The organism is Caballeronia sp. LZ043 (assembly GCF_031451075.1).
Classification (GTDB): Bacteria; Pseudomonadota; Gammaproteobacteria; order Burkholderiales; family Burkholderiaceae; genus Caballeronia.
In genome coordinates this window covers 1,221,335-1,247,825 of the sequence record NZ_JARUXT010000001.1, presented here as the reverse complement: position 1 = coordinate 1,247,825, position 26,491 = coordinate 1,221,335, and the positions used below count along the sequence as shown (strand labels likewise).

General features: G+C 66.4%; 22 protein-coding genes. 13 read left to right on the top strand and 9 right to left on the bottom strand.

Features of this window, described 5'->3' with window-relative positions:
- Positions 1–163: 163 nt before the first annotated feature.
- Positions 164–400 carry a hypothetical protein gene (locus QCE64_RS05550; protein WP_309915464.1) on the top strand — a complete coding sequence of 79 codons (237 nt, stop codon included), beginning with the start codon at positions 164–166 and terminating at the stop codon, positions 398–400.
- A 92-nt stretch (positions 401–492) separates the two neighbouring features.
- Here QCE64_RS05550 and def read toward each other — a convergent pair whose 3' ends face one another.
- The 5 genes from def to QCE64_RS05525 form a co-directional block, all read right to left on the bottom strand.
- Positions 493–1,026, bottom strand: a complete 534-nt coding sequence (def, locus tag QCE64_RS05545; RefSeq protein ID WP_309808066.1) for a peptide deformylase — start codon at positions 1,024–1,026, stop codon at positions 493–495.
- Positions 1,023–3,101, bottom strand: a complete 2,079-nt coding sequence (gene ligA, locus QCE64_RS05540) for an NAD-dependent DNA ligase LigA (RefSeq protein WP_310003005.1) — start codon at positions 3,099–3,101, stop codon at positions 1,023–1,025. The genes def and ligA overlap by 4 nt, the downstream gene beginning before the upstream one ends.
- Before the next feature lie 222 nt (positions 3,102–3,323).
- Entirely contained in the window at positions 3,324–4,586 is a 1,263-nt protein-coding gene (locus QCE64_RS05535; protein ID WP_309929765.1) for a cell division protein ZipA C-terminal FtsZ-binding domain-containing protein, read from the bottom strand.
- A gap of 188 nt (positions 4,587–4,774) precedes the next feature.
- A complete protein-coding gene (smc, locus tag QCE64_RS05530; protein ID WP_309915455.1) occupies positions 4,775–8,290 on the bottom strand; it encodes a chromosome segregation protein SMC in 3,516 nt (1,171 codons plus the stop codon).
- A gap of 124 nt (positions 8,291–8,414) precedes the next feature.
- On the bottom strand, positions 8,415–9,422 hold the full coding sequence (locus tag QCE64_RS05525; RefSeq protein ID WP_309929761.1) for a DMT family transporter: 1,008 nt from the start codon (positions 9,420–9,422) through the stop codon (positions 8,415–8,417).
- Between the two features lie 226 nt (positions 9,423–9,648).
- Here QCE64_RS05525 and dapC point away from each other — a divergent pair, with 226 nt between their 5' ends.
- From dapC to cls, 6 genes are all read left to right on the top strand, one after another.
- Positions 9,649–10,869 (top strand): succinyldiaminopimelate transaminase, encoded by a 1,221-nt coding sequence (gene dapC / locus QCE64_RS05520; protein ID WP_309915448.1) that lies wholly within the window; start codon positions 9,649–9,651, stop codon positions 10,867–10,869.
- A gap of 66 nt (positions 10,870–10,935) precedes the next feature.
- Positions 10,936–11,763, top strand: a complete 828-nt coding sequence (gene dapD, locus QCE64_RS05515; protein ID WP_309808060.1) for a 2,3,4,5-tetrahydropyridine-2,6-dicarboxylate N-succinyltransferase — start codon at positions 10,936–10,938, stop codon at positions 11,761–11,763.
- Between the two features lie 2 nt (positions 11,764–11,765).
- Positions 11,766–12,137 carry an ArsC family reductase gene (locus QCE64_RS05510; protein WP_310003003.1) on the top strand — a complete coding sequence of 124 codons (372 nt, stop codon included), beginning with the start codon at positions 11,766–11,768 and terminating at the stop codon, positions 12,135–12,137.
- A gap of 97 nt (positions 12,138–12,234) precedes the next feature.
- Entirely contained in the window at positions 12,235–13,371 is a 1,137-nt protein-coding gene (dapE, locus tag QCE64_RS05505; RefSeq protein ID WP_310003001.1) for a succinyl-diaminopimelate desuccinylase, read from the top strand.
- Positions 13,372–13,414: 43 nt separating this feature from the next.
- Positions 13,415–14,299 carry a 50S ribosomal protein L3 N(5)-glutamine methyltransferase gene (gene prmB / locus QCE64_RS05500; protein WP_310002999.1) on the top strand — a complete coding sequence of 295 codons (885 nt, stop codon included), beginning with the start codon at positions 13,415–13,417 and terminating at the stop codon, positions 14,297–14,299.
- A gap of 143 nt (positions 14,300–14,442) precedes the next feature.
- Positions 14,443–15,933, top strand: coding sequence for a cardiolipin synthase (gene cls / locus QCE64_RS05495; RefSeq protein WP_310002996.1), 1,491 nt, complete (start codon positions 14,443–14,445; stop codon positions 15,931–15,933).
- 4 nt (positions 15,934–15,937) lie between these two features.
- On the opposite strand, the gene QCE64_RS05490 is transcribed toward cls, so the two are convergent.
- Positions 15,938–16,429 (bottom strand): glutathione peroxidase, encoded by a 492-nt coding sequence (locus tag QCE64_RS05490; protein WP_309811483.1) that lies wholly within the window; start codon positions 16,427–16,429, stop codon positions 15,938–15,940.
- 181 nt (positions 16,430–16,610) lie between these two features.
- Between QCE64_RS05490 and QCE64_RS05485 the strand changes: the two genes are divergently transcribed.
- Positions 16,611–18,548 (top strand): ATP-binding cassette domain-containing protein, encoded by a 1,938-nt coding sequence (locus QCE64_RS05485; protein WP_310002994.1) that lies wholly within the window; start codon positions 16,611–16,613, stop codon positions 18,546–18,548.
- 16 nt (positions 18,549–18,564) lie between these two features.
- Positions 18,565–19,602, top strand: coding sequence for a CaiB/BaiF CoA-transferase family protein (locus QCE64_RS05480; RefSeq protein ID WP_310002992.1), 1,038 nt, complete (start codon positions 18,565–18,567; stop codon positions 19,600–19,602).
- Here the strand turns inward: QCE64_RS05480 and QCE64_RS05475 are convergent.
- From QCE64_RS05475 to alr, 3 genes are all read right to left on the bottom strand, one after another.
- Complete coding sequence (locus tag QCE64_RS05475; protein ID WP_309915434.1) at positions 19,599–19,862, bottom strand: DUF2866 domain-containing protein; 264 nt, start codon at positions 19,860–19,862, stop codon at positions 19,599–19,601. The two genes, QCE64_RS05480 and QCE64_RS05475, sit on opposite strands and share 4 nt — an antisense overlap.
- A gap of 197 nt (positions 19,863–20,059) precedes the next feature.
- The gene (gene radA / locus QCE64_RS05470) at positions 20,060–21,445 is read right to left on the bottom strand and encodes a DNA repair protein RadA (RefSeq protein ID WP_309808052.1); all 1,386 of its coding nucleotides are present in this window, start codon (positions 21,443–21,445) and stop codon (positions 20,060–20,062) included.
- 51 nt (positions 21,446–21,496) lie between these two features.
- The gene (gene alr, locus QCE64_RS05465) at positions 21,497–22,567 is read right to left on the bottom strand and encodes an alanine racemase (protein ID WP_309915428.1); all 1,071 of its coding nucleotides are present in this window, start codon (positions 22,565–22,567) and stop codon (positions 21,497–21,499) included.
- Between the two features lie 280 nt (positions 22,568–22,847).
- On the opposite strand from alr, the gene lplT reads away from it, so the two are divergent.
- The 4 genes from lplT to thiD are packed head-to-tail and all read left to right on the top strand — an operon-like array spanning position 22,848 to position 26,486.
- On the top strand, positions 22,848–24,155 hold the full coding sequence (lplT, locus tag QCE64_RS05460; protein ID WP_309915426.1) for a lysophospholipid transporter LplT: 1,308 nt from the start codon (positions 22,848–22,850) through the stop codon (positions 24,153–24,155).
- A 36-nt stretch (positions 24,156–24,191) separates the two neighbouring features.
- The gene (thiM, locus tag QCE64_RS05455; RefSeq protein WP_309929748.1) at positions 24,192–25,007 is read left to right on the top strand and encodes a hydroxyethylthiazole kinase; all 816 of its coding nucleotides are present in this window, start codon (positions 24,192–24,194) and stop codon (positions 25,005–25,007) included.
- Positions 25,008–25,009: 2 nt separating this feature from the next.
- The gene (thiE, locus tag QCE64_RS05450; protein ID WP_309929747.1) at positions 25,010–25,657 is read left to right on the top strand and encodes a thiamine phosphate synthase; all 648 of its coding nucleotides are present in this window, start codon (positions 25,010–25,012) and stop codon (positions 25,655–25,657) included.
- A 16-nt stretch (positions 25,658–25,673) separates the two neighbouring features.
- Complete coding sequence (gene thiD / locus QCE64_RS05445; RefSeq protein WP_309931560.1) at positions 25,674–26,486, top strand: bifunctional hydroxymethylpyrimidine kinase/phosphomethylpyrimidine kinase; 813 nt, start codon at positions 25,674–25,676, stop codon at positions 26,484–26,486.
- Positions 26,487–26,491: the final 5 nt, after the last annotated feature.

Genomic DNA, 26,491 nt, shown 5'->3' with positions numbered 1-26,491 from the left:
GCACGATCCATCGCGGATCGTGCCTTTTCTTTTTTGACCGCTTTTTGGTTAAAGAAAATGAATCATCGATCCGTTACATCTGGCAGGCCAGGGCGCGACGCGCATGGCCGCGCCGGCCAGATGAACGGCGGCAAGCATTGAACGGCATCGAAGGAGAATGGCCATGTCAGTTGAAATCATCGTGCGGGAAACCGGAACCGGCCTCGAAATCGTCAGCGGCCGACGACGGCTCGAAGCCCTGCTCGCCCTGCGCGACGAAGTCGTCGTGATGAGTCCGGGCGTCGGTGAAATGGTGATCGCACGCCTGCCCGATGGCCGCCTCCAAGCCACCGCCAATCCCGAACACGTCGCGCTGTTCCGTCAGCCGGACATCTCCGGCATTTCCAAAACCCTCGCCTGAACGCAAGGCCGCGTTGTGTGAAGCGGCCTCCCGTCCAGCGTCCTTCCAGGCCCGGGCGGCGCATGCAGCCAGCGCATGCCGCCGGCCCGGCGTCAGTCGTCGTGGGCCGGATCCAGTCCGGGGAACAGCACTTCGGTGAAGCCGAACTTCGAGAAGTCGGTGATGCGCATCGGATAGAGCTTGCCGATCAGGTGATCGCACTCATGCTGCACGACGCGCGCATGAAACCCCTCGGCAAGCCGCTCGATGGCATTGCCATATTGGTCGAAGCCTTGATAGCGGATCATCGAGAAGCGCTGCACCACGCCGCGCAGCCCCGGCAAGGACAGGCATCCTTCCCAGCCCTCCTCCATGTCATGCCCGTTCGGCGAGATGATCGGATTGATCAGCACCGTCTCGGGTACCGAAGGCGCGTCGGGATAACGCTCGTTGTGGCCGAAGCCGAAGATCACCACCTGCAGATCGACACCGATTTGCGGCGCGGCCAGTCCTGCCCCGTTGGCGTCGCGCATCGTGTCGAACATGTCCTGCACGAGCGCGTGCAGTTCCGGCGTGTCGAAGTGCTCGACCGGCTGCGCGATCCGCAACAAGCGCGGATCGCCCATCTTCAGAATTTCGCGAATCATTGAATGGCTCCTTCCAAGAGCTTGCGCATACCGTCTTCGTCGAGCACCGGAACGCCGAGTTCCTCCGCTTTTGCAAGCTTGCTGCCGGCTTCCGCGCCCGCCACGACATAGTCGGTTTTCTTCGATACTGATCCGGCGACTTTCGCCCCGGCGTTCTCCAGTATTTCCTTGGCTTCTTCACGCGAGAGCGTGGGCAGCGTGCCCGTCAGCACGACGGTCTTGCCCGCCAGCACGCCCTGCGGCGCCTTCGGTGCGGGCGGACCTTCGGGCCACGACACCTTCAGACGCAACTGTTCGATCACATGCTGGTTGTGCGCCTCGCTGAAGAAGTTGTGGATGGCCTCGGCCACGATCGGGCCGACATCGTTCACTTCGAGCAGCTCTTCGACCGTTGCCTTGATGATCGGGTCCAGCGACCCGAAGTGCTTCGCGAGATCCTTCGCAGTCGATTCGCCGACGTGCCGGATCCCCAGCGCATAGATGAAGCGCGCGAGCGTCGTGTTGCGCGCTTTCTCAAGCGAGTCGAGCAGGTTCTGCGCGGATTTGTCGGCGAAACGGTCGAGCGCCGCGAGCGTCGAGAAGCCGAGGTTGAAGAGGTCGGCGGGCGTGCGCACGAGATTCTCTTCGACCAGCTGGTCGATGATCTTTTCCCCGAGTCCGTCGATGTCGAGCGCCCGGCGCTGCGCGAAGTGCCACAACGCCTGCTTGCGCTGCGCCGGGCAGAACAGCCCGCCGGTGCAGCGTGCAATGGCCTCGTCCGGCAGGCGTTCGATCTTCGAGCCGCATACCGGACATTCCGTGGGCATGACGAACTCGCGCGCATCCGCGGGACGCCGCTCGAGAATAGCCCCGACGACCTCGGGAATCACGTCGCCCGCGCGCCGCACGGTGACGGTATCGCCGATGCGGATGTCCTTGCGCCGCACTTCGTCCTCGTTGTGCAGCGTGGCGTTGGTGACCGTCGCGCCGCCGACGAACACCGGCGCGAGCCGCGCGACCGGCGTGATGGCGCCGGTGCGGCCGACCTGCACGTCGATGCCGACGAGCTGCGTCAGCGCTTCCTGCGCGGGAAACTTGTGGGCGAGCGCGAAGCGCGGCGCGCGCGACACGAAGCCCAGTTGTTCCTGCTGGTCGCGCCGGTCGACCTTGTAGACGACGCCGTCGATGTCGTACGGCAGCTTGTCGCGCTTCTCGCCCACCTTGCGGAAGAAGCCGAGCAGGCCGTCCGCGCCTTGCACCACGGCGCGCTCCGCGTTCACGGGCAAGCCCATGTCCTTGTACCAGTCGAGCAGGCCGGCATGCGTGGCCGGCATCTCGGCGCCGTCCAGCACGCCGATGCCGTACGCGAAGAACGACAGCGAGCGCTGCGCGGTCATCTTCGAGTCGAGCTGGCGCAGGCCGCCCGCTGCCGCATTGCGCGGATTCGCGAACTCACGCTGCCCGGCATCGCGCTGCCGCTGGTTCAGGCGCTCGAAGTCGCGCTTGAACATCAGCACTTCGCCGCGCACGTCCAGCCGTTTGGGCACATGCTTGCCCTTCAGCGTGAGCGGGATCGAACGGATGGTGCGGACGTTGGCCGTGACGTCCTCGCCGGTCGCGCCGTCGCCGCGCGTGGCCGCCTGCACGAAGCGGCCGTCCTCGTAGCGCAGCGAGATGGCGAGGCCGTCGAACTTCAGCTCGCACGCATAGTCCACGGGCGCCTGGTCCAGCGCGTCGGACACGCGCTTGTCGAAGGCGGCGATGTCCTCGTCCGCGAACCCGTTGTTGAGCGACAGCATGGGCACGTCATGCACGACCGGCGTAAAGCCTTCGGCCACTTCGCCGCCGACCCGCTGGGTGGGCGACTCCGGCGTGACCAGGTCCGGATGCGCGCTCTCGATGCCCTGCAGTTCCTTGAACAGCGTGTCGTATTCGGCGTCGGGCAGGTCCGGCTGATCCAGCACGTAATAGGCGTAGTTCGCGCGCTCCAGTTCCGAGCGCAGCCAGGCGGCGCGTTCGGCCGGATGATCGGCGCTGGGCACGGCGGCGCCCGACTTGCGGCTGGCGGCGGACTCGGCTCTGGTTTTTGCGGACATGCTTGTGGAATGATTGAGATCGATCGCGCCTGTCCGTGATTGCGATCCTGCAACCTGACAGGCAGTCGTTCGATTGTCGCAGAAGATCGGACAATCGGGGCATCGGCCGAACGGCCAGCACATGCGGCTCGACACGCCATTGCACAGGATAAGCAGGCAAAAGAAAGCGCCCCGGTCGGGGCGCGGTCTTCACTGCCGGAACAGCGCGTGCAACCCTTGCGCTTACTGGCTGAACAAACGCCGCGTCGCCGGCGATCCGGCCGGCATGCCCGCCTGCTCCAGCTTGGCATACAGCGTCATCAACTGCTTCTCGATGGCGAGCAGCGCGGACTCCGGCAGCGGCCGGCGCTGATCGTCGACGACGCGCGCGCCGATGCGCTCCGACAGCGACTTCGCGTAATCGCACATGAGGCGGAACGGCAGGATGTCTTCGTCGGCGACCGGCACGTCGAGCACCAGCGTGATCATCTGGCCGCCCTTGTAGGTGAGGTCGTCGCGCAGGAAGTTGGTGTCCCCGAACAGCAGCATGAACACCGGGTTCTGCTTCGCGTCGAGCTTGACGAAGCGCGTGCCGTCGCGCGACAGCAGCAGGCCGTCCTGCGACGCCACCGCCTGCACGTAGTTGGCGGACCACGGCGCGCCGTCGGAGAGAATGTTGATCGACAGTTGCGCGTCGCATTGCGCGGCGAAGCCGTCCAGCTCGCGCGCCATGCCGACCGTTTCCATCATGTCGGGGAATTCGGGCGCACCGTCGAGCGCGTCGGCCAGACGCTGTACGCCCGTCACGAATTCCGAGAATTCCAGTTCATTCAGCGGCCCGCTGCGATTCGCCAGTTGCGCCGCCGCGCGCAGTTCCTCATAGCGCCCGCCGTTGCGCGGCAGTTCCCACGCGCTGTCGCCTTCGGGCTTGCCTTCGATCGTGACGGGCTTCGTGCCCGCGCGGCGCAGACGCTGCGCCAGCGGAATCACGCGGTCGCCCGCGACCGGCGCGGCAAGTCGGATAGGCACGACGCAATCGATGCGGCGATCCACGACCGCCGGCAGCGCCGACGAATGCGTGGTCGCGGCAGGCATCACCGGCTCGGCGCGGGTTTCGTCGGCGTCATCGCCAGAGATTTCGGCTGCGCCGTTCGGCGCCGTCGCTTCGGCCTGGAGATCGACGGCCGTGTCAGCCGGCGGAACCGGCACGACAGGCGGCGTCGAGGCTGCCTGCGTGGCCTGCGCCGTGCCGAAGCTCGGCTCGACGCGCGAATCACGCTCGGCGGCGCCGTCTCCGGCGGCCGGCTCGCGGCGCGGCTGGCGCACCGGCTCGATGAACGGCTGCTCGTCGTCAGCGTCCTGGCGCGCGAGCGCGTCGGCGGCTTCGTCCGGCATCGGGCGCGGCATCTTGCGCCGCACCTTGGCGTTCTGCCACGCGTTGTACACCACCACGCCGCCCACCACCACGGCACCGGCTCCAATCAAACCGAGCGTCAACTCATCCATGCAGGCTCCATCATTCTTTTACGTTACGAAGCGCCGCGCGATCTGTCGCCCGCATCGCACCGCGTTCCGGCTTGTCGCCGCCGCCTGGCCGATGCGCGCCACTCCGCGCCCTTGCGCACGCCGCCGGATCATCGTCCGGCCCAATCAACCCATGACTCAGTGAAACAGTGTCGCGAACCGCGAGACCTTCAGCCGTTCTGCGCGAAACCCGCCGCCGATTCCATGTCCACCGCGACGATGCGCGATACGCCCTGCTCCTGCATCGTCACGCCGATCAACTGCTGCGCCATTTCCATCGCGATCTTGTTGTGCGAGATGAACAGGAACTGCGTCTTGACCGCCATCGCGCGCACCAGGTTCGCAAAGCGTTCGGTGTTGGCGTCGTCGAGCGGCGCGTCCACTTCGTCGAGCAGACAGAACGGTGCCGGATTCAGCTGGAACATCGCGAACACGAGCGCGGTTGCGGTCAACGCCTTCTCGCCGCCCGACAGCAAGTGAATGGTCGAATTCTTCTTGCCGGGCGGCTGCGCCATCACCTGCACGCCGGCGTCGAGGATTTCGTCGCCGGTCATGATGAGCCTCGCCTGCCCGCCGCCAAACAGCCGCGGGAACAGTTCGCCGAAGTGACGGTTCACTTCATCGAAGGTGCCTTGCAGCAGCGCGCGGGTTTCCTGGTCGATCTTCTGGATTGCATCTTCCAGCGTGTTGATGGCGCCGGTCAGGTCGGCCGACTGGGCGTCCAGGAAGTGCTTGCGCTCGGTCGCCGAGGCGAGTTCTTCCAGCGCGGCCATGTTGACCGGCCCCAGCGCGAGGATCGCGTTGTTCAGGCGCGTGACCTCGCCCTGCAGATACGACGGCTTCATGTCCGGCGCGAGCTTCTGTGCGAGCTCGGCTTCGTCGACGCCCGCCGCCTGCAACTGCTCGACGAACTGCTCGCCGCTGATGCGCGCCGCCTGTTCCTTCAACTGCAATTCGTTGATGCGGTCGCGCAGCGGCTGCAGCGAGCGCTCGGCCAGCAGACGCTGTTCGTCGCACTGGCGCAGGCGCGCGGTCAGGTCGTCCAGTTCGATGCGCGCCGCATGCAGCGCTTCCTCGCGCGCGCCGCGCACTTCCAGCGCGTCGTGCAGGCCGGTTTGCGCGGTCTGCTCGTTGATGGTCTCGAGCTCGGCGCGGGCGTCTTCCAGCGTGGCCGCGATCTGCTCGCTCTGGTCGTGCGCGGTGTCGATGTTGCGCCGGTACTCGTCGATCTTTGCGGACAGGCCGCGCACGGCAAAACCGGCATCGCTCGCGGCGCGTTCCAGCTCGCGCAGTTCCTGGCGCGCGGCCGTGAGCTGTTCGTCGAGGGTTTCGAACGCAAGCTGGTTGTCCTCGAAGCGCGCCTGCAACTGGGCGATCTCGCCGTCGTGACGCTCGAACGCGGCTTCGGACTCGGCGCGCAACGCACGCTGCTCTTCGACCTGCGCGGCGATCTCTTCCAGTTCCTCGCCGATCTGCGTGTTGCGCTGCGTATAGCGCTCATGCGCCTGCGCGAGCTTCAGCACGTCGAGCTGCAGTGCATGGACGCGCTGGGTGGCGCGCTCGGCGGCGGCGCGGGCTTCGGCAAGCGCCTGCGAGGCCTGCGTATGGGCGGCATCGGCACGCACGGCGTTGGACTTCGCTTCGTCCGACAAGAGCGCCTGCGCGCGTACCTGCCTGGTCAGATTCTCGATTTCCTGCGCCCGCGCGAGCATGCCCGACTGCTCGGAGTCCGACGCATAGAGCTGCACGCCCACGCGCGTCACCACGTGCCCCGCCTTCACGACGAATGCGCCGCCATCGGGCAGTTGCTGACGCTGGGCCAGCGCTTGCGCGAGGTCGTCGGCGACGAAGGTCGCGGCAAGCCATTCGTTGAGCACGGCACGCAGGCCCGGATCGTCGATGCGCACCAGCGACAGCAGCGGCCGCAAGCCCTGCGGCGTCTCGACCGGCTTGCCCGCGACGGGCGGCGAATAAAATGCGAGCTTGGCCGGCGGCGCGTCGGTGGCGAAGGCCTTGATCCAATCCAGGTTCGACACCTCGAGCGCAGCCAGGCGTTCGCGCAGCACGGATTCGAGCGCGGCTTCCCAGCCCGCCTCGACATGCAGCTTCTTCCACAGACGCGGCAGCGCGCCGAGCTCATGCTTGTCGAGCCACGGCTGGACCTTGCCTTCGGTCTGCACGCTTTCCTGAAGCTGCTTCAATGCCGCAAGACGCGCTTCGAGCTGATGAATCTGCGCGCTTTCCTTCTGCACGCGTTCCTGCGCGGCGCGGCGTTCAGCGTCCAGACGCGGCACGGTTTCCTGCGCGTCCGTGAGACGCGCCTGGGCTTCCGCGAGAATCTCCTCGTTCTCGGCCAGTTGCATGCGCAACTCTTCGAGATGCGCTTCATCCGGTGCGTCGAGGCCGCTCGCCTCGTTCTTCAGACGTTCCTGGCGCTGCTGCAACTGCTGCAGCTGCTGGTCCGCGTTGCGCTGATGGGCGGCTTCGAGCTTGAGCGCCTGCTCCGCCCGCGCGATGCCCGCACGCTCCTCGTTCAACTGCGTCTGCGCGTCGCGCCAGCGGGCTTCGAGCGCGGGCAGTTCATCGTGTTTCGTCGCGGCGTTTTCCTGCGCGATGGCCGCCTTTTCCTCGCCCTCGGCCAGTGCTTCGGTCGCCGTATCGATTTCGTCGCGCGCCTTCTGCGCCTGAACCTGCCATTGTTCGCGCTGCGCGGTAAGCGCGGCGATCTGCGCCTGCACCCGGTTGCGCGACTCGACGATGAAGCGGATCTCCGCTTCCAGCCGGCTCACTTCGGCATTCGCCTCATAGAGCGCGCCCTGCGCGCCCTGCATCGAATCGCTGGCGCTGTAGTGCGCGACGCGCAGCGTTTCCAGCTGCGCCTCGACTTCGCGCAGACGCGCCGTCTGGGCTTCGAGCTCGACCTGCGCCTCGCGGATCGCGCGCTGCTGGCGCTCGGCCTCGTTGCCCGCTTCCTTCTTGCGCAAGAGCCACAGCAGACGCTGCTTCTCTTCGCCTTCGGCCTGCAAGGCCTTGTACTTCGTCGCGACGACGGCCTGCGCCTCGAGCTTCTCGAGATTGGCGCCCAGTTCGCGAACGATATCCTCGACGCGCGTCAGGTTCTCGCGCGTATCGTGCAGGCGGTTCTCGGTTTCGCGGCGGCGCTCCTTGTACTTCGAGACGCCCGCGGCTTCCTCGAGGAACACGCGCAACTCTTCCGGCTTGGCTTCGATGATCCGCGAGATCATGCCCTGCCCGATGATCGCGTACGCGCGCGGACCCAGGCCCGTGCCGAGGAAGATGTCCTGGATGTCGCGGCGGCGCGCCGGCAGATTGTTGATGTAGTAGCTGGAGGTGCCGTCGCGCGTGAGCACGCGCTTGACCGCGATCTCGCCGTAGCTGCTCCATTGGCCGGCGGCGCGGCCGTCGGCATTATCGAAAATGAGTTCGACGCTTGCCCGGCTGCCGGGCTTGCGCGCCGTCGAGCCGTTGAAGATCACGTCCTGCATCGATTCGCCGCGCAGCTCCGAGGCGCGCGATTCGCCGAGCACCCAGCGCACGGCATCGATGATGTTGGACTTGCCACAGCCATTCGGCCCGACGACGCCGACCAGCTGGCCGGGGACCTGAAAATGCGTGGGATCGACGAAGGACTTGAAGCCAGCGAGTTTTATCGAGGTCAGACGCACGGCGATATCGCTGTTTTGAATGAGACGGAGGATGAATGGCAGACAGGCCGCAGTGCGGCCCGTCGATCGTCATGGGCCGGTACGCTGCATGGATCTGCGCCCGGGCCCGGCGAAGCGGACACCATCATACCATCGCGCGAACCGATTTCTTTTTGCTTTCCGGCGCGTGTTCGCTCGCGCCGGACGCCTCGGACGCGTGCGGCGAACGCGGTGAATCCGACGATCGCGGCACGCTGGGCGGCACGCGCCGCCGGTGCACCCACGCCGACAGCACGCACGCCGCGACGATGCACGCACCGCCCGCCCATTCGCGCGGACCGGGCACCTCGCCCGCGAAGAGCCAGGACGACAGCGCCGTCACCACGAGTTCGAACAGCATGATGATGGACGCGCGATTCGGCGGCACGCGCGCGAGCCCGAGCTGCACGATCATGTTGTTGCCCGCGAGCACGATGCCGAGCCCGATCACGATGCACGCGACCATCGGCCAAAGCGCGGCGGCGGGCGGCGCGGGCATCGGCTCGAACAGCGTGGCGAGGGACGCGAGCAAGGCCGCGCCGCCGAAGATCACGGCGGTGCGCATCTCGGCCTTCATGGCGGGCAGCGTGCGCGAGACCTTGACGATCAGCACGTTGCTCATCGCGAAACCCATGCCGCCCATCAGCCCTGCCCACTCGGCGAGGCTGGCGGGCAGCGGAAGCCCCAGCTCGGGCGACCAGAGCATCGTCACCGCGCCTGCGAGCGAGAGCAGCGACAGGCACGCATCGGCGCGCGTCAGGCGTTCCCTGAGGATGAAGTGCGCGAAGACCGCGGTCCACGCGGGTGTCAGATAGAACAGCAGCAGCACGCGCATCACCTGGCCGTGGATGGCGCCCCACACGAAGCCCAGGTTGGTCACGCCCGACGCCAGCCCGAGCGCGACCAGCAGCCAGTGCCAGGACAGCGTGCTGATCGAGCGGCGCCGGACCAGCAGCACGAACAGACAGGCGGCGGCGCTGGTGGTGGCGCTCGCGGCGGTGCCGGTGAAGCCCATGGCGGCGAGCATGCGCATCGGATACCAGACGAGTCCCCAGACGGACGCGCCGAGCATGATCGCGAACGTGGGCCATGCATTGCGCAGACTGCCGGTCATTGCGGCGCGCCGGTCATGGTGTGCTTCTTCACTACTGTCTCCGGTTTGATGGTTCAGCCTCTTGAGGCGGCGGACCGCCGGCCGTTTCACGCATACGGCCCCGCGCTATAATCTTCAGCTTGCCTTGCGCGCGCGTTCAAAGCACTCGGTGGCGAGTGTCTGTCTCGTTCCGTTCGATGCCCTTCGGATGCCGCTCGCGCGTCGACCCCTGCTTATCGATCACGCCGTGAATCCACTTCTCAAGACACTTCAGCCCTATCCGTTCGAAAAGCTTCGGGCGCTTTTCGAAGGCATCGAACCGCGCGCCGGATTCACGCCGATCGGCTTCGGCATCGGCGAACCCAAGCATCCGACGCCGCCGCTCGTCCGCGACGCGGTGATCGCCGCCCTCGACGGCCTCGCATCCTACCCGGCGACGCTCGGCAGCGAGCCATTGCGCAAGGCGATCGCGGCATGGGTCATGCAGCGCTACGGCCTCGAGAAAGTGAATCCGGCGACCGAAGTGCTGCCTGTATCGGGTTCCCGCGAAGCGCTGTTCTCGCTCGCGCAGACCGTGATCGACAGCCGCAGCGCGGGCATGGCCGAAGCGCCGCCCATCGTACTCTGTCCGAACCCGTTCTATCAAATCTACGAAGGCGCCGCGCTGCTCGCTGGCGCCGAGCCCTACTTCGTCAACAGCGATCCGGCGCGCAACTTCGCCTGCGATTACTCCGCTGTCCCGGAAGACATCTGGGCCCGCACGCAACTGCTCTACGTGTGCTCGCCGGGCAACCCGACCGGCGCGGTGCTCACGCTCGACAACTGGCGCGAACTGTTCGCGCTCTCGGACAAACATGGTTTCGTGATCGCCTCGGACGAGTGCTACTCGGAGATCTACTTCGACGAAGCGCAGCCCCCGCTCGGCGGCCTTGAAGCAGCCCGCCTGCTCGGCCGCGGCTTCGAGCGTCTGGTCATGCTGTCGAGCCTGTCGAAACGCTCGAACGTGCCGGGCATGCGCTCGGGCTTCGTCGCCGGCGACGCAGCGATCCTGAAGGACTTCCTGCTGTATCGCACGTATCACGGCGCGGCCTTGTCGACGATGTTCCAGCGCGCGAGCATCGCCGCCTGGCAAGACGAAACGCACGTGCGCGAAAACCGCGCGAAGTATGTGGAGAAGTTCACGACCGTCACGCCGATGCTCGCCGAGGTGCTCGACGTGCGCCTGCCGGACGCCGCGTTCTATCTCTGGGCGAACGTCGAACGCACTGGCCTGACGGATACCGAGTTCGCGGCGCGCCTGTACGCCGACTATAATGTGACCGTTCTGCCGGGCTCCTTCCTCGCTCGCGCGGCGCATGGCACGAATCCCGGCGTCGGCTTCGTGCGCATCGCGCTGGTAGCCGAAACCGGGGAATGTGTCGAAGGCGCACGCCGCATCGTCGAATTCTGCCGCTCGCTCGCGTCCTGAGCTTGAAGAACTGAGTCTCACGGACCCATCGCCAGCCGGCCCGATTACCCATCCTCGAACCCTACTATGTCGCAACAACTTCAGAGCATCATCGATACCGCCTGGGACAACCGCGCCGAGCTCTCGCCCAAGGCCGCGCCCGCCGAAGTCCGCGAAGCCGTCGCGCACGCCATCGAACAACTGGACAAGGGTCACATGCGCGTCGCTGAAAAGCGCGACGGCGAGTGGACCGTGAACCAGTGGCTCAAGAAGGCCGTGCTGCTGTCGTTCCGCCTCGAAGACAACGCGCCGATGCCCGCCGGCGGCTACTCGCAGTTCTACGACAAGGTGCCCTCGAAGTTCGCGAACTACACCGCGGAAGACTTCGCGGCAGGCGGCTTCCGCGTCGTGCCGCCGGCCATCGCGCGCCGCGGCTCGTTCATCGCGAAGAACGTCGTGCTGATGCCGTCGTACACCAACATCGGCGCCTACGTCGACGAAGGCACGATGGTCGATACCTGGGCCACCGTCGGCTCGTGCGCGCAGATCGGCAAGAACGTGCACCTGTCGGGCGGCGTGGGCATCGGCGGCGTGCTGGAGCCGCTGCAGGCGAACCCGGTCATCATCGAGGACAACTGCTTCATCGGCGCGCGCTCGGAAGTGGTGGAAGGCGTGATCGTCGAAGAAAACTCGGTCATCTCGATGGGCGTGTACCTCGGTCAATCCACCAAGATCTACGACCGCGAAACCGGTGAAGTCAGCTACGGCCGCATCCCGGCGGGCTCGGTGGTGGTGGCGGGCAACCTGCCGTCGAAGGACGGTTCGCACAGCCTGTACTGCGCCGTGATCGTCAAGAAGGTCGACGCCAAGACGCGCGCCAAGGTCGGCCTGAACGAACTGCTGCGAGGCGACTGAACGTGGCCCGCGGCTCGACTCCAACCACCGTCGTCTACGGCATTCCGAACTGCGACACCGTGAAGAAAGCGCGCGTGTGGCTGGAAGAGCACGGCGTGCCGTTCGAGTTCCACGACTTCAAGAAGGCCGGCGTTTCGACCGCGCTGATCCAGGACTGGCTCAAGGACGTGCCGCTGGAACAGCTCATCAACAAGCGCGGCACCACCTGGCGCGGTTTGTCGGAGGTCCACAAGGCCGAGGCCGGCACCACGGCCGGCGCCATTGCACTGATGATCCACAAGCCGTCCATCATCAAGCGGCCGGTAATCGTCGTGAACGGGCGCGTGAAGACGCTCGGTTTTTCCGCCGAGCAGTACGACACGCTCTTCGCCTGAGTCCCCGCGATGACTGTGCCTCTTACGGTCATCGCCCGCTTGCTTCGAGTGCCGGCCCGCGCGCCGGCATTTTTCATCGCACCTACGTGAATTCACCATGTCCGGCACCCTTTCCCTCACCGAAGCGCTGATCGAGCGCGCCTCCGTCACGCCCGACGACCAGGCCTGTCAGGCGCTGATGATCGAGCGGCTCGCCGCGCTCGGCTTCGACTGCGAAACGATCGAATCGGGCGGCGTCACCAACCTGTGGGCCGTGAAGCCCGGCACGGACCCGTCCGGCAAGCTGCTCGCCTTCGCGGGCCACACCGATGTCGTGCCCACCGGCCCGCTCGAACAGTGGACCTCGCCGCCCTTCACGCCGACCCACCGCGACGGCAAGCTCTACGGCCGCGGCGCGGCGGACATGAAGGCGTCGCTGGCGGCGTTCGTCGTGTCGAGCGAGGAGTTCGTCGCGCAGCATCCGCAGCATCGCGGCACGCTCGCGTTCCTGATCACCAGCGACGAGGAAGGCCCCGCCACCGACGGCACCATCAAGGTCGTCGAAGCGCTGAAGGCGCGCGGCACGCGGCTCGACTACTGCATCGTCGGCGAGCCGACGTCGAGCGCGACGCTCGGCGACATGGTCAAGAACGGCCGGCGCGGCTCGATGAGCGGCAAGCTCATCGTCAAGGGTGTGCAGGGGCATATTGCCTATCCGCATCTGGCGAAGAATCCGGTACATCTGCTGGCCCCGGCGCTGACGGAACTCGTCGCGGAAAAATGGGACGACGGCAACGAATACTTCCCGCCGACCACCTGGCAGGTGTCCAACCTGCACTCCGGCACCGGCGCCACCAACATCATTCCCGGCCACGCGGACCTGATGTTCAACTTCCGCTTCTCGACGGCGAGCACGGTGGAAGGACTGCAGGCCCGCGTCCACGCGATCCTCGACCGGCACGGCCTCGACTACGACCTGACGTGGACCGTCAGCGGCCTGCCCTTCCTGACGCCGCGCGGCGCGCTGTCCGACGCGCTGGAGCAGGCCATCCACGACGAAACCGGCGTGCGCACCGAGCTGTCGACGACCGGCGGGACGTCGGATGGACGCTTCATTGCGCAAATCTGCGATCAGGTCGTGGAATTCGGCCCGCCGAACGGCACCATCCACAAGATCGACGAGCATGTGGAAGTGCGCTTCATCGAGCCGTTGAAAAACGTGTACCGCCGCGTGCTGGAACGGCTCATCGCCTGAAACGGTCCGCTCAATCCAGTCCGACAACAAACAGGAGCCTTCCATGGCGCTACCCTTCACGACCGTGCGCGACCTGCTGCGCTTCGGCGTCTCGCGTTTCACGCAAGCCGGACTCTCGTTCGGCCATGGCACGACCAATGCCTACGACGAAGCCGCCTATCTGATCCTGCATACGCTGCATCTGCCGCTCGACACGCTCGACCCGTTCCTCGACGCGCGCCTGCTCGACCATGAAATCGACGCCGTGATGAAGGTGATCGAACGCCGCGCGACCGAGCGCGTGCCCGCTGCCTACATCACGCAGGAAGCGTGGATGCACGGCAACCGCTTCTACGTGGACGAGCGCGTGATCGTGCCGCGCTCGTTCATCGGCGAATTGCTGCAGGACGGCCTGCAACCCTACGTGGCGGACCCCGATCAGGTGACGCGCGTGCTCGAACTCTGCACCGGCTCGGGCTGCCTCGCGATTCTCGCGGCGCACGCGTTCGACCATGCCGATGTCGATGCCGTCGACATTTCCGCGGACGCGCTCGCGGTGGCGCGCCGCAACGTCGACGACTATGGACTCGACACGCGCGTGACCCTGTTCGAAGGCGACCTGTACGCGCCGCTGCCGACCACGCGCTACGAGGTGATCCTCTCGAACCCGCCCTACGTCAACGCCGAGTCGATGCAGGCGCTGCCGCGCGAGTACCAGCACGAGCCGGAACTGGCGCTGGCGGGCGGCGCGGACGGCATGGACGTGGTGCGGCGCATCGTGCGCGAAGCGGGCAAGTGGCTGACCGAAGACGGCGTGCTGGTGGTCGAGATCGGCAACGAGCGGGCAAATGTGGAAGCGGCGCTGGGCGGCCTCGATCTCGTCTGGCTCTCGACCAGCGCCGGCGACGACAACGTGTTCCTGATCCAGGCCGCCGACTTGCCGGCCTGAGACCGCACGACCGGGCGTCGCGGCACGACTTCGCGACACTGCACGGCGCCCGCTGCAACGATTGCTGACACTTCGCGCGGAAGGCTTGGGTAAGATGGCGAATCGCCGTCAGCCTACCCTTTTTCCTCTCCCGTTTCGCGTCTATGCAAGCATCGGACTGGCTCCACATAGGCACGCTGGTGATCGCCGCGCACGTGCTGGGCGTGATCGCCGCGATCCATGCCGTGATTCATACGCGCACCTCGCAAGGCGCGGTGGCGTGGGCCGTGTCGCTGGTCGCGATGCCTTACTTCACGCTCATCCCCTACCTGTTCCTCGGCCGCAGCAAGTTCGCCGGCTATATCGACGAGCGCCGCCTCGAACTCGATATCCTGCGCAGCCGCTCGAAACCCGCCGAATGGGATTCCGGCGCACGCAGCGATGCGCCCGACACCCTGCCCGCTCTGGATTCTTCAGGCGCGCGCGGCGAACTGGCGCCGGGACCGGCCGCCTATCTCGGCAACCCGACCATCCGCACGCTGCAGCGCCTGTCCGGCATGCCGTTCCTGCGCGGCAATTCGGTGCGCGTGCTGGTGAACGGCGACGCCACCTTCGCCGCGATCCTCGACGCCATTGCCACCGCCGAGCACTACGTGGTCGTGCAGTTCTTCATCGTGCGCGACGACGCCCTCGGCGAGATGCTGAAGGACGCGCTCATCCGCCGGGCGCAGGCAGGCGTGCGCGTGTACTTCCTGTATGACAGCGTCGGCAGCTTCGACCTGCCGCACCGCTACGTGAACGCACTGCGCGCGGGCGGCGTGGAAACCCATCCGTTCGCGGCCAAGCGCAAGTTCGTCCACCGCTTTCAGATCAACTTCCGCAATCACCGCAAGATCGTGGTGGTGGACGGCAAGCGCGCGTTCGTTGGCGGTCACAACGTGGGCGTCGAGTATCTCGGCGGCAATCCGCGTCTCTCGCCCTGGCGCGACACCCATGTGGAAGTGCGCGGACCGGCCATCGCCAGCATCCAGTTCGTCTTCACCGAGGACTGGTACTGGGCCACGCAGCGCCTGCCCGAACTCGGTCCCGCACCGCATTCGGACGAGAACATGCATTGCATGGTGCTGTCGAGCGGCCCCGCCGACAAGCAGGAAACCTGCTCGCTGTTCTTCGTCGAAGCGATCAATGCGGCGCGCGAGCGCATCTGGATCACTTCGCCCTACCTGATTCCCGACGAAGCCGTGTTTTCCGCGCTTCGTCTCGCGGTGCTGCGCGGCGTGGACGTGCGCATCCTGATTCCGAGCCGGCGCGATCATCACGTGGTGTTCGCGGCGTCGAAACTCTTCGCCTACGACCTCGTGCAGGCGGGCGTGCGCATCTTCCGCTACCAGCCGGGCTTCCTGCATCAGAAAGTGGTGCTCGTGGACGACACGGCCGCGTCCGTGGGCAGCGCGAACCTCGACAACCGTTCGTTCCGCCTGAACTTCGAAATCACGGTGCTCACCGTGGACCGCGCTTTCGCAGCCGAAGTGGAAGCGATGCTGGATGCCGATTTCGCGCATTCCGTCGAGATCGACACCAACGATTATCGCGGCGCCGTGTTCTGGCGGCGCATGGCGATGCACGTGGCGCGGCTGTTCTCGCCGATCCTCTGAAGCCTCAGAGCAGCTTTTCGATGTCCTCGACGATCGCCTCGGGCTTGGTCTGCGGCGCATAGCGCTTGACCACGGCGCCGTTGCGGTCCACGAGGAACTTCGTGAAATTCCATTTGATGGCCTCGATGCCGAGCAGCCCGGGTTCCTTGTCCTTCAGGTACTTGAAGAGCGGATGGGCGTTCGCGCCGTTCACGTCGATCTTCGCGAACATCGGGAAGGTGACGCCGTAGTTCTGCTCGCAGAACGCACCGATTTGCGCGGCGTCGCCGGGCTCCTGCTTGCCGAACTGGTTGCAGGGAAAGCCCAGCACCTCGAAGCCGCGCGCGGCGAGCTGCTGATAGACCGCCTGCAAGCCCTTGTATTGCGGCGTGAAGCCGCATTCGCTCGCCGTGTTGACGATCAGCAGCACCTTGTCCCGGTACTGGTCCAGGGTGACGGTGCCGCCGCCGAGGGTTTCGGCCGAAAAACCGTAGATGTCCGTGCCGGGTGTGCTCATGGATTCGCTCATGATCCTGCTCCTGAAAGGCGCGCTATGCGCATTCGATGAAAGTCCCGGGATGCTAACCCGCCGCGCGAATGCCTGCCATCGGCCGAACGGACGACCCCTGTGGCGCGATCGGTCCGGTCTAAAATAGCGCTTTCTCTTCAAGCCGCGCCCCCTTCGCCGCCCTACGCACGTGATCCGCTTCAACCAGTTCAGCCTGTCGCGCGGCACCAAGCCGCTTTTCGAAGACACCAGCTTCACGCTCAATCCGGGCGAAAAAGCCGGTCTCGTCGGCGCCAATGGCGCAGGCAAGTCCACGCTCTTCTCCGTGCTGCGCGGGGAACTGCACGCGGACGGCGGCGACTTTTCCATGCCGCCGTCGTGGCGCATTGCCCATGTCGCGCAGGAAACGCCCGCCGTACACCGCAGCGCGCTCGAGTACACGTTGGACGGCGATACCCGCCTGCGGGACATCGAAGCCCGCATCGCGGCTGCCTCCGCCGCGCACGACGGCGCCGCCGAAGCCGAAGCGCACGCCGCCTTCGCGGATGCCGACGGCTACACCGCCCCCGCTCGCGCCGAAACCTTGCTGCTGGGCCTCGGCTTCACGCTGGAGCAAACGCGTGAGCCCGTTTCCAGCTTTTCGGGCGGCTGGCGCATGCGGCTGAATCTCGCCCAGGCGCTGATGTGCCCGTCGGACCTCCTGCTGCTCGACGAACCGACCAATCACCTGGATCTGGACGCCATTGTCTGGCTGGAAGACTGGCTCGCGCGCTATCCGGGCACGCTGGTCGTGATTTCGCACGACCGCGAGTTTCTCGATGCGGTCTGCAACGTCACGCTGCATCTGGAAAATCGTCAGGTCAAGCGCTACGGCGGCAACTACAGCCAGTTCGAAGTGCTGCGCGCCCAGCAGATCGCGCTGCAGCAGAGCGCCTATGAGAAGCAGCAGAAGACGGTCGCGCACCTGCAAAGCTTCATCAACCGCTTCAAGGCGAAGGCCACCAAGGCCAAGCAGGCGCAGAGCCGAGTGAAGGCGCTCGAAAAGATGGAGCTGATCGCGCCGGCGCACGCGAGTTCGCCGTTCACGTTCGAGTTCCGCGAACCCGACGCGGCGCCCAATCCGATGATGGTCATGGAGGACGTGCGCTGCGGCTATCACAGTGAGGAAGGCGGCGAGATTCCGATTGTCGAGGGCGTGTCGCTGTCCATCCAGAACGGCCAGCGCATCGGCCTGCTCGGCGCCAACGGCCAGGGCAAGTCCACGCTCATCAAGACCCTGGCGCACACGCTCGCGCCGTTGTCGGGCGACGTGCGCCAGGGGCGCGGTCTGCAGATCGGCTATTTTGCTCAGCATCAGCTGGAAACCCTGCGTCCCGACGATTCGCCGCTCCAGCATCTCGCGCGCCTCGCCCCCGACGCGCGCGAACAGGAATTGCGCGATTTCCTCGGCAGCTTCAACTTCTCCGGCGACATGGCCACGGCGAAAATCGCGCCCTTCTCCGGCGGCGAGAAAGCGCGGCTGGCGCTGGCGCTGATCATCTGGCAAAAGCCGAACCTGCTGCTGCTCGACGAACCGACCAATCACCTCGACCTCGAAACCCGTCATGCGCTGACCATGGCGCTCGCGCAGTTCGAAGGCACGCTGATCCTGGTGTCGCACGACCGCCATCTGCTGCGCGCGACCACGGACACCTTCATGCTGGTCGCGAAACATCGGCTTCATCCGTTCGACGGCGACCTCGACGACTACCGCGACTGGATGCTGCAACATGCCGCCGAAACGCGCGCGGCGGCTCGGGAAGCGGGCGCGGCGGCGGCGGGCGAGGCGCAGGACAGCGGCGTGAACCGGCGCGAACAGCGTCGGCAGGACGCGCAGGAGCGGCAGAAGCTTGCGCATCTGAAGAAGCCGCTGCAGACGCGCATCAAGAAGATCGAAAAGGAAATGGACACGCTCAACGCCGAGAAAGCCGAACTCGATGCGTTCGTCGCCGATCCCGCGAGCTATGACACGGCCTTGAAGACCCGGCTGACCGAGACGCTCCGTCGTCAGGGCGAAGTCGGTGCGCGTCTCGAAACGCTCGAAATGGAATGGCTCGACACGCACGAGGAACTGGAGCAGATCGGCTGATGAGGAGACCCGCCACGTGACGCCTGCACTCACCGGCCTGCGCGTCCTCGACCTGACGCGGCTTCTGCCCGGACCCGTCGCCACGCTGCGGCTGGCGGAACTCGGCGCCGACGTCCTCAAGATCGAACCGCCGGGTGAAGGCGACTATGCGCGCACGATGCTGCAAAGCCCGGCCGACCGCGCCCGCGGCGTGCCGAGCGCGTTCTATCGCATCGTCAATCGCGGCAAACGGCAGCTCACGCTGGATCTGAAAACGCCGGAAGGTCGCGCCCGGCTGATCGAACTGGCGCGCGACGCGGACATTCTGGTGGAAAGCTTCCGCCCAGCGGTCATGGCGCGGCTGGGTGTGGGTGACGAGGTGCTGCGCGAGGCCAATCCGAAGCTCGTCTATTGCGCGATCACGGGCTTCGGCGCCGAGGGACCGTTTGCGCACAAGGCCGGTCACGACCTGAACTACATCGCCTACGCGGGCGTGCTCGATCAGCTAGCCGCCCGCGACGGCACGCCCATCGCGCCGAATGTCCAGCTGGCCGACCTGCTCGGCGGCGCGTTGACGGCAGTGACGGAAATGCTCGCGGCAGCGTGGCAGGTGGCGCGCGGCGGCGCGGGAAGGCGCATCGATATATCGATGACGCACGCGATGCACGCCCACAACGTGATGGCCCACATCGCGCTCGCCAATGAAGACCCCGCGGTCACGCGCGCCGGCGCGGGTTTGCTGAACGGTGGCGTGCCCTGTTACGACGTGTATCGCACGCGCGATGAACGCTTCATTGCCGTCGGCGCGCTCGAGTTGAAGTTCTGGCGAACGCTGTGCGAAGCGCTCGGCCGCCCGGACTGGGCCGGCCGTCACTGGAGTCTCGGGCAGGCTATCGGCGGCGTGGATGCGGCGCAACTGTCGGCGGAACTCGCGGCATGCTTTCGCGAGCGCACGCGAGACGAATGGATGGCGTTGCTGGAGCCGCTCGATTGCTGCGTCGCGCCGGTGCTCACCCCCGCCGAAGCGGCCATGCATCCTCTCTTTACAGCGCAAGCACGCCAGACGCCAGACTAGCGGCGAGGCAGAACCTGGCGCGGCTCGCGTTCGTCATCCACCAGCACGTGCTTGCGGCCGGTCACATGCTTGCGGATGGTGGCGACCACTTCGTCTTCGGTGACGTCGGCGGCAACGGCGCGGCGCGAAATCTGGCCGTTCTCGTCGATCCATTCCACGATCCTGCAGCCGCTGCCCCACGGCTGCTGCAGCGGCGCGGAGACACGGCAACCGCGCAGATGGAACGCGGGCTTCGGCCGGGTAGATTTCAGGTGTTTCAAAGCGTGGTCCTCTCGATCCTTCCAGTCACCTCGCTTCTTGAGAGGCGTGAGCGAGGTTGCCGGGTCCGTAGCTCTGGAAGGATAAGAAAAGCGCGCTTCGATTGGGTTACATTGCGCAACGATAATTTTACGACGCGTTACGAGGGGCCCGATCATTGCAGGTTTCCCTGCCGCACGGCGCGCGCTACGCGAACGTCCTATTCGAGATCGCGCACCCGGTCGATCGCTTCCTCGATGCGGTCCACAGCCACGACCTTGAGTCCGTCGATCGCCTGTTTCGGCGCATTCGCCTTCGGAATCAGCGCGACCGAAAACCCGAGCTTGGCAGCTTCCTTCAGACGGTCCTGGCCGCGCGGCGACGGCCGGATCTCGCCGGCCAGTCCGACCTCGCCAAAGGTGATGAGCCCCTTGGGCAGCGGCTTGTTGCGCAGCGACGAGTGAATGGCGAGCAGCACGGCCAGATCGGCCGCGGGTTCGGTGATCTTGACCCCGCCGACCGCATTGAGGAACACGTCCTGGTCGAAGCACGCAATGCCCGCGTGCCGGTGCAGCACCGCGAGCAACAGCGCCAGACGGTTCTGCTCCAGGCCGACGGCAAGACGGCGCGGATTGGGAACATGGGCGGTATCGACCAGCGCCTGCACTTCCACCAGCAAGGGCCGCGAGCCTTCCTGCGTCACCAGCACGCACGAACCCGAGACGCTCTGCTCGTGCTGCGAGAGAAACAGCGCCGACGGATTGGCGACGCCGCGCAAACCCTTTTCCGTCATCGCGAACACGCCGAGTTCGTTGACCGCGCCGAAGCGGTTCTTGAACGCGCGCACGAGCCTGAACGACGAGTGCGTGTCGCCCTCGAAGTACAGCACGGTATCGACGATATGCTCCAGCACGCGCGGCCCCGCGAGACTGCCTTCCTTGGTCACGTGGCCGACCATGATGATCGCCGTGCCGGTCTGCTTCGCGATGCGCGTCAGTTGCGCCGCGCACTCGCGCACCTGCGCGACCGAACCGGGCGCCGAGGTCAGCGCTTCGGAGTAGATGGTCTGGATGGAGTCGATCACGGCGACTTCGGGCCGCTGCTCGTCGATGGTCGCCTGGATCTTTTCGAGCTGGATTTCCGCGAGCAGCGCGAGGTCGCCCGCGCCGCTTGCGCCGCCGATCAACCCCAGCCGCTGGGCCCGCAACGCGATCTGCGCGCCGGATTCCTCGCCGCTCACATACAGCGCGGGCCGCTCGCGCGCGATCTCGGCAAGCGACTGCAGCAACAGCGTTGATTTGCCGATGCCCGGATCGCCGCCAATCAGCACGACGCCGCCCGGCACCAGGCCGCCGCCCAGCACGCGGTCGAATTCGCCGACACCGGTGGTGAAACGCGGCACGTCGGCGGCCTCGATGTCCGCCAGCTTGCGCACCGCCGAGCTCTTTGCCAGCGCCTGGAAGCGATGCGCCGACGGCGCCTGCTCCACGGTTTCCACCAGCGTGTTCCAGGCCCCGCATGCGGCGCACTGGCCTGTCCATTTCGGCGACTGCCCGCCGCATTCGCTACACGTAAAGAGCGTTTTCGCCTTTGCTGCTTTTGCCACTGAGTGCCTTGCCTTGTTCTGGAGTCGTTCGGATTGCCCAGTCAGAACCCGTCATTCCGCGCGCACCGGCACGCGCTGCGCGATCGCGCACATGAGCTCATAGCCGATCGTGCCCGCCGCGCTGGCGACGTCGTCGATCGGCAGACGCGGGCCCCACAGCTCGACGCGCGCGCCGACGCCCGCATTCGGACACGGTGTGAGATCGACGGTGAGCATGTCCATCGAGACGCGGCCGACGAGCTTCGTGCGCACGCCGTCGACGATCACCGGCGTGCCTTCCGGCGCCACGCGCGGATAGCCGTCCGCGTAACCGCACGCGACCACGCCGACGCGCATCGACTGCCCCGCCGTGAAGGTCGAGCCATAGCCGATGCTGCTGCCCGCATCGACCGTCTGCACGGCGATCAGCTCGGATTGCAGCGTCATGGCGGGCTTGAGTCCGATGGCGGCAATATCCGCGGTCACGCCCGACGGCGAAGCGCCGTACAGCATGATGCCCGGCCGCACCCAGTCGAAATGCGCGCCTTCATGCCACAGCAGGGCCGCCGAATTGGAGAGGCTGCGCGCGCCGGCAATGCCCTCGGCGCCGCGCTCGAAGGCCTCGAGCTGATGAGTGATGCCGCGCGGGCCGTCGGCATCGGAGAAATGGGTCATCAGCGTGATCTGGCCGATGCCCTGGCACGCCCGCGCCCGCTCCCACGCCGCGCGATACTTCTCCGGCCGGTAGCCCAGGCGGTTCATGCCGCTGTTCATCTTCAACTGGACGTTGACGGGCTTCGAAAGCCGCGCCATTTCCAGCATGCGCAATTGCTCGTCGCAATGAATGGCGGTGGTCAGGCTGTAGCGGTCGATGACGTCGATGTCAGTCGGGCGGAAAAAGCCTTCGAGCAAAAGAATCGGCCCCGCCCAGCCCAATTCACGCAACTTCGCGGCTTCTTCGAGGTCGAGAAGCCCAAAGCCGTCCGTCGCGCGCAATCCCGGGAACGCCCGGGCAAGACCATGGCCATACGCATTGGCCTTGACGACGGCCCAGATCTTGGATTTCGGCGCGAACTTCCGGGCAATGGCGAGATTGTTGGCGAGTGCGGCGGTGTGGATGGTTGCGGATAGGGGGCGCGGCATGAGTGTCTGGTTGAAAGGCAATGAAGGCGGCCGGAACGGCGAGCATACGCCAGCGGGATGCATCCCGCTGCGCCGCTCAGGCGCCTTGCGAATCAGTAAGTTATGACGAATCTTCGGGACGGGCGTGCCATTTCGCACGTCATCGAGATTACTGCTAGTCAGAATGCATCTATTTTCGTGTTATAAAGCCGTGCGCACAACCCATTTCGAAAGGCATAAGCCCGGTCACACACGACGTGCCCGGGGCGGATCACCCGCAGTGAGGAAAGCTTCGGATCAGATGAAAAAAGGTTTTTACACCATCATGGCCGCGCAGTTTTTCTCATCGCTGGCCGACAACGCTCTACTGATCGCTGCCATTGCACTGCTGAAAGATCTTCACGCCCCGAACTGGATGACGCCGCTGCTCAAGCTGTTCTTCGTCCTCTCGTACGTGGTGCTCGCGGCCTTCGTCGGCGCCTTCGCGGATTCCCGGCCCAAGGGTCACGTGATGTTCGTGACCAATTCCATCAAGGTGGTCGGCTGCATCACCATGCTGTTCGGCGCGCATCCCCTGCTCGCGTACGGCATCGTCGGCTTCGGCGCCGCCGCCTACTCGCCCGCCAAGTACGGCATTCTCACCGAGCTCCTGCCGCCCGACCGTCTCGTGGCGGCGAACGGCTGGATCGAAGGCACAACGGTCGGCTCCATCATCCTCGGCACCGTGATGGGCGGCGCGCTCATCAGTCCGCATATCGCGAGTCATCTGCTGTCGCTGCACATTCCGCGCATCCATACGCCCGCCGAAGCCGCGATGCTCGTCATCATGCTGATGTACGTGATCGCCGCGATGTTCAACCTGCGCATCCCCGACACCGGCGCGCGCTATCCGAAACAGGAAACGCGCCCGCTCAAGCTGATCACCGATTTCGCCGACTGCTTCCTCATCCTCTGGCGCGACAAGCTCGGCCAGATTTCGCTGGCCGTCACGACGCTCTTCTGGGGCGCGGGCGCCACCCTGCAATTCATCGTACTGAAATGGGCCGAAGTCTCGCTCGGCATGACGCTCTCGCAGGCGGCCATCCTGCAGGCCGTCATCGCGGTCGGCGTGGCGGTCGGCGCCGTGCTGGCGGCGGCCCGCGTGCCGCTCAAGCGCTCGCTCTCGGTGCTGCCGGTCGGCATCATGATGGGCATCGCCGTCATGGTGATGGCGTTCTACACCCGCCATCTGTTTCCGGCGCACTGGGGCATCTACTTCGGCAAGCTGCACTTCCCGGGCTATCTGCTGATCGCCTATCTGTTCCTGATGGTGGTCGGCGGGCTGTCGGGCTTCTTTGTCGTGCCGATGAACGCGCTGCTCCAGCATCGCGGGCACGTGCTGCTGTCGGCGGGACATTCCATCGCCGTGCAGAACTTCAACGAGAACCTCTCCGTGCTCGTCATGCTGTGCCTGTACGCGGTGCTCGTCTGGCTCGACATGCCGATCCAGTTCGTCATCGTCATGTTCGGCTCGTTCGTCTGCCTCATGATGTATTTTGTGATGCGCCGGCATCAGGCCAACCAGCGCGCGTTCGATTCAGTCGCGCTGATCGGCGAGGCGCGGCACTGATGCGTCACTGACGCGCCGCTTCATCGACATCACCTCATGCTCGCCGCCGACCTCTACGCCTTCGTTTCCCGTGTGCGCGAGCGCGCTCCGCTGGTGCATTGCCTGACCAATCTCGTCGTCACCAACTTCACGGCCAACGTGCTGCTGGCGCTCGGCGCGGCTCCGGCGATGGTCGTCGCGCGCGAGGAAGTCGCGGAATTCGCGCCCATCGCGCAGGCGCTGTCGGTCAATCTCGGCACGCTCGACGTGCCCCAGACGCGCGCGATCCGCGCCGCCGTGCACGCCGCCAACGACGCGCGCACGCCGTGGATCCTCGATCCCGTCGCGGTCGGGCCGCTCTCGTTCCGCACTGATTTCGCGCTCGACCTGCTCGATGCCAGACCTGCCGTCATCCGCGGCAACGCTTCCGAGATCATCAGCCTGTCGGGCGGCGCGGCGAGCGGACGCGGTGTCGACAGCACCGCGGCCACCGACGCCGCCCTCGATGCCGCCCAGATCCTCGCGCTCAAAACACGGGCGGTGGTTGCCGTGACGGGCCAGACCGACTACGTGACCGATGGCCGCCGCGTGATCGCGCTCTCGAACGGCTCGCCCTTGATGACGCGCGTGACGGGCGTCGGCTGCGCGCTCTCGGCGACGGTCGCGGCGTTCGTCGGCACGGCGTCCGATGCCAGTGAGTTCTGGGCCGCGACGGTGGCCGCCGTCGCCTATTCGACCATCGCCGGCGAACTCGCCGCGCGCGACGCCGCCCTGCCCGGCAGCTTCGCGGTCGCGTACCTGGACCGGCTCGCATCGCTCGATCAGGCCGCGTTCGGCCAGACGCTCGTGCAGCGCGACGTCGTCGTGAGCTGACGATGCGCACCGCCTTCGACCTGTCGCTGTACCTCGTGCTCGATCCGGTGCAGTGCGGCGGCCACGACGCGGCTGTGCAGGTCGCGCGCGCGGCGCTCGAGGGCGGCGCCACGCTCGTGCAACTGCGCGCGCCCGAGTGGCACAAGCGCGCGTGGTTCGACCTCGCGCGAGACATCCTGCCGCTGACGCGCGCGCACGGCGTGCCCTTCGTCATCAACGATCACGTCGATGTCGCGCTCGCCGCCGGCGCCGATGGCGTGCATGTCGGCCAGCGCGACCTGCCGGCCGGCGTCGTTCGGGACATGCTCGGGCCGGATGCGCTGATCGGGCTGTCGGTGTCGAATCTCGAGGAGACCGCCGCAGCCGACGCGCTCGCCGGCGTCATCGATTACCTGGGCGCAGGGCCGGTCTACGCGACGCCGACCAAGACCGACGCTTCCACGCCATGCGGCATCGACGGCCTCGCGGCCATCCGCGCCGCCGCGCGTTTTCCGACTGTGGCGATCGGCGGCATCCAGGCGCACAACGCCGCCGACGTGCTGCGCGCCCGGCCCGCCGGCCTGGCCGTGGTATCGGCGCTCTGCCGGGCCGCGGATCCGCGTGCAGCCGCGGCGGCCCTGCGCGCGACGATCGCCCGCGCTCCAACCTGAATTCGCCATGTCCGACATGTCCGCCACGCAAACCATTCCCAACGTGCTCACGATCGCCGGTTCCGACTCGGGCGGCGGCGCGGGCATCCAGGCCGATCTCAAGGCCTTCTCCGCGCTCGGCGCCTACGGCGCGAGCGTCATCACGGCGCTGACCGCGCAGAACACGCGCGGCGTCACGGCGGTCCATGCGCCTGAGCCGTCGTTCATCGGCGCGCAGCTGGACGCCGTGTTCGACGACATCCGCATCGACGCGGTCAAGATCGGCATGCTGGCGAACGCGGGCATCGTGCGCGCGGTCGCCGACGCACTGCGGCGTTACCGGCCGAAGCATGTCGTGCTCGATACCGTGATGATCTCGAAAAGCCATCATGCGTTGCTGGCGCCGGAAGCCGTCGCCGCGTTGCGCGACGAACTGCTGCCGCTCGCGATGCTCGTCACGCCGAATCTGCCGGAAGCGGCCGCGCTGCTCGGCACCGAATCCGCCGCCGACGAAGACGCGATGGTCCGTCAAGGCGAAGCGCTGCGCGCGCTCGGCGCGCAGGCCGTGCTGATGAAAGGCGGCCATCTTGCCTCGACGGAAAGTCCGGACTGGCTCATCGAGGAACATGGCGCGTTGCGGCTCGGCGGCGTGCGCGTGCCGCTCAGGAACACGCATGGCACGGGCTGCACGCTGTCGTCGGCGATCGCCGCGCTGCTGGCGCACAGCGGCGACCTGGCGAGCGCCACCTCGGAGGCCAAGCGCTACCTGACCGGCGCGATCGAGGCGAGCGGGCAACTCGACGTGGGCCACGGTGTCGGGCCGGTGCATCATTTCTTTCGCTGGTGGTGAGTCGC

Excerpts from the sequence above, each read along its gene's own strand:
- QCE64_RS05550 (WP_309915464.1), top strand. The coding sequence starts at position 164 with ATGTCAGTTGAAATCATCGTGCGGGAAACCGGAACCGGCCTCGAAATC.
- def (WP_309808066.1), bottom strand. The coding sequence starts at position 1,026 with ATGATTCGCGAAATTCTGAAGATGGGCGATCCGCGCTTGTTGCGGATC.
- ligA (WP_310003005.1), bottom strand. The coding sequence starts at position 3,101 with ATGTCCGCAAAAACCAGAGCCGAGTCCGCCGCCAGCCGCAAGTCGGGC.
- QCE64_RS05535 (WP_309929765.1), bottom strand. The coding sequence starts at position 4,586 with ATGGATGAGTTGACGCTCGGTTTGATTGGAGCCGGTGCCGTGGTGGTG.
- QCE64_RS05525 (WP_309929761.1), bottom strand. The coding sequence starts at position 9,422 with ATGACCGGCAGTCTGCGCAATGCATGGCCCACGTTCGCGATCATGCTC.
- dapD (WP_309808060.1), top strand. The coding sequence starts at position 10,936 with ATGTCGCAACAACTTCAGAGCATCATCGATACCGCCTGGGACAACCGC.
- dapE (WP_310003001.1), top strand. The coding sequence starts at position 12,235 with ATGTCCGGCACCCTTTCCCTCACCGAAGCGCTGATCGAGCGCGCCTCC.
- prmB (WP_310002999.1), top strand. The coding sequence starts at position 13,415 with ATGGCGCTACCCTTCACGACCGTGCGCGACCTGCTGCGCTTCGGCGTC.
- cls (WP_310002996.1), top strand. The coding sequence starts at position 14,443 with ATGCAAGCATCGGACTGGCTCCACATAGGCACGCTGGTGATCGCCGCG.
- QCE64_RS05490 (WP_309811483.1), bottom strand. The coding sequence starts at position 16,429 with ATGAGCACACCCGGCACGGACATCTACGGTTTTTCGGCCGAAACCCTC.
- alr (WP_309915428.1), bottom strand. The coding sequence starts at position 22,567 with ATGCCGCGCCCCCTATCCGCAACCATCCACACCGCCGCACTCGCCAAC.
- lplT (WP_309915426.1), top strand. The coding sequence starts at position 22,848 with ATGAAAAAAGGTTTTTACACCATCATGGCCGCGCAGTTTTTCTCATCG.
- thiM (WP_309929748.1), top strand. The coding sequence starts at position 24,192 with ATGCTCGCCGCCGACCTCTACGCCTTCGTTTCCCGTGTGCGCGAGCGC.
- thiE (WP_309929747.1), top strand. The coding sequence starts at position 25,010 with ATGCGCACCGCCTTCGACCTGTCGCTGTACCTCGTGCTCGATCCGGTG.
- thiD (WP_309931560.1), top strand. The coding sequence starts at position 25,674 with ATGTCCGCCACGCAAACCATTCCCAACGTGCTCACGATCGCCGGTTCC.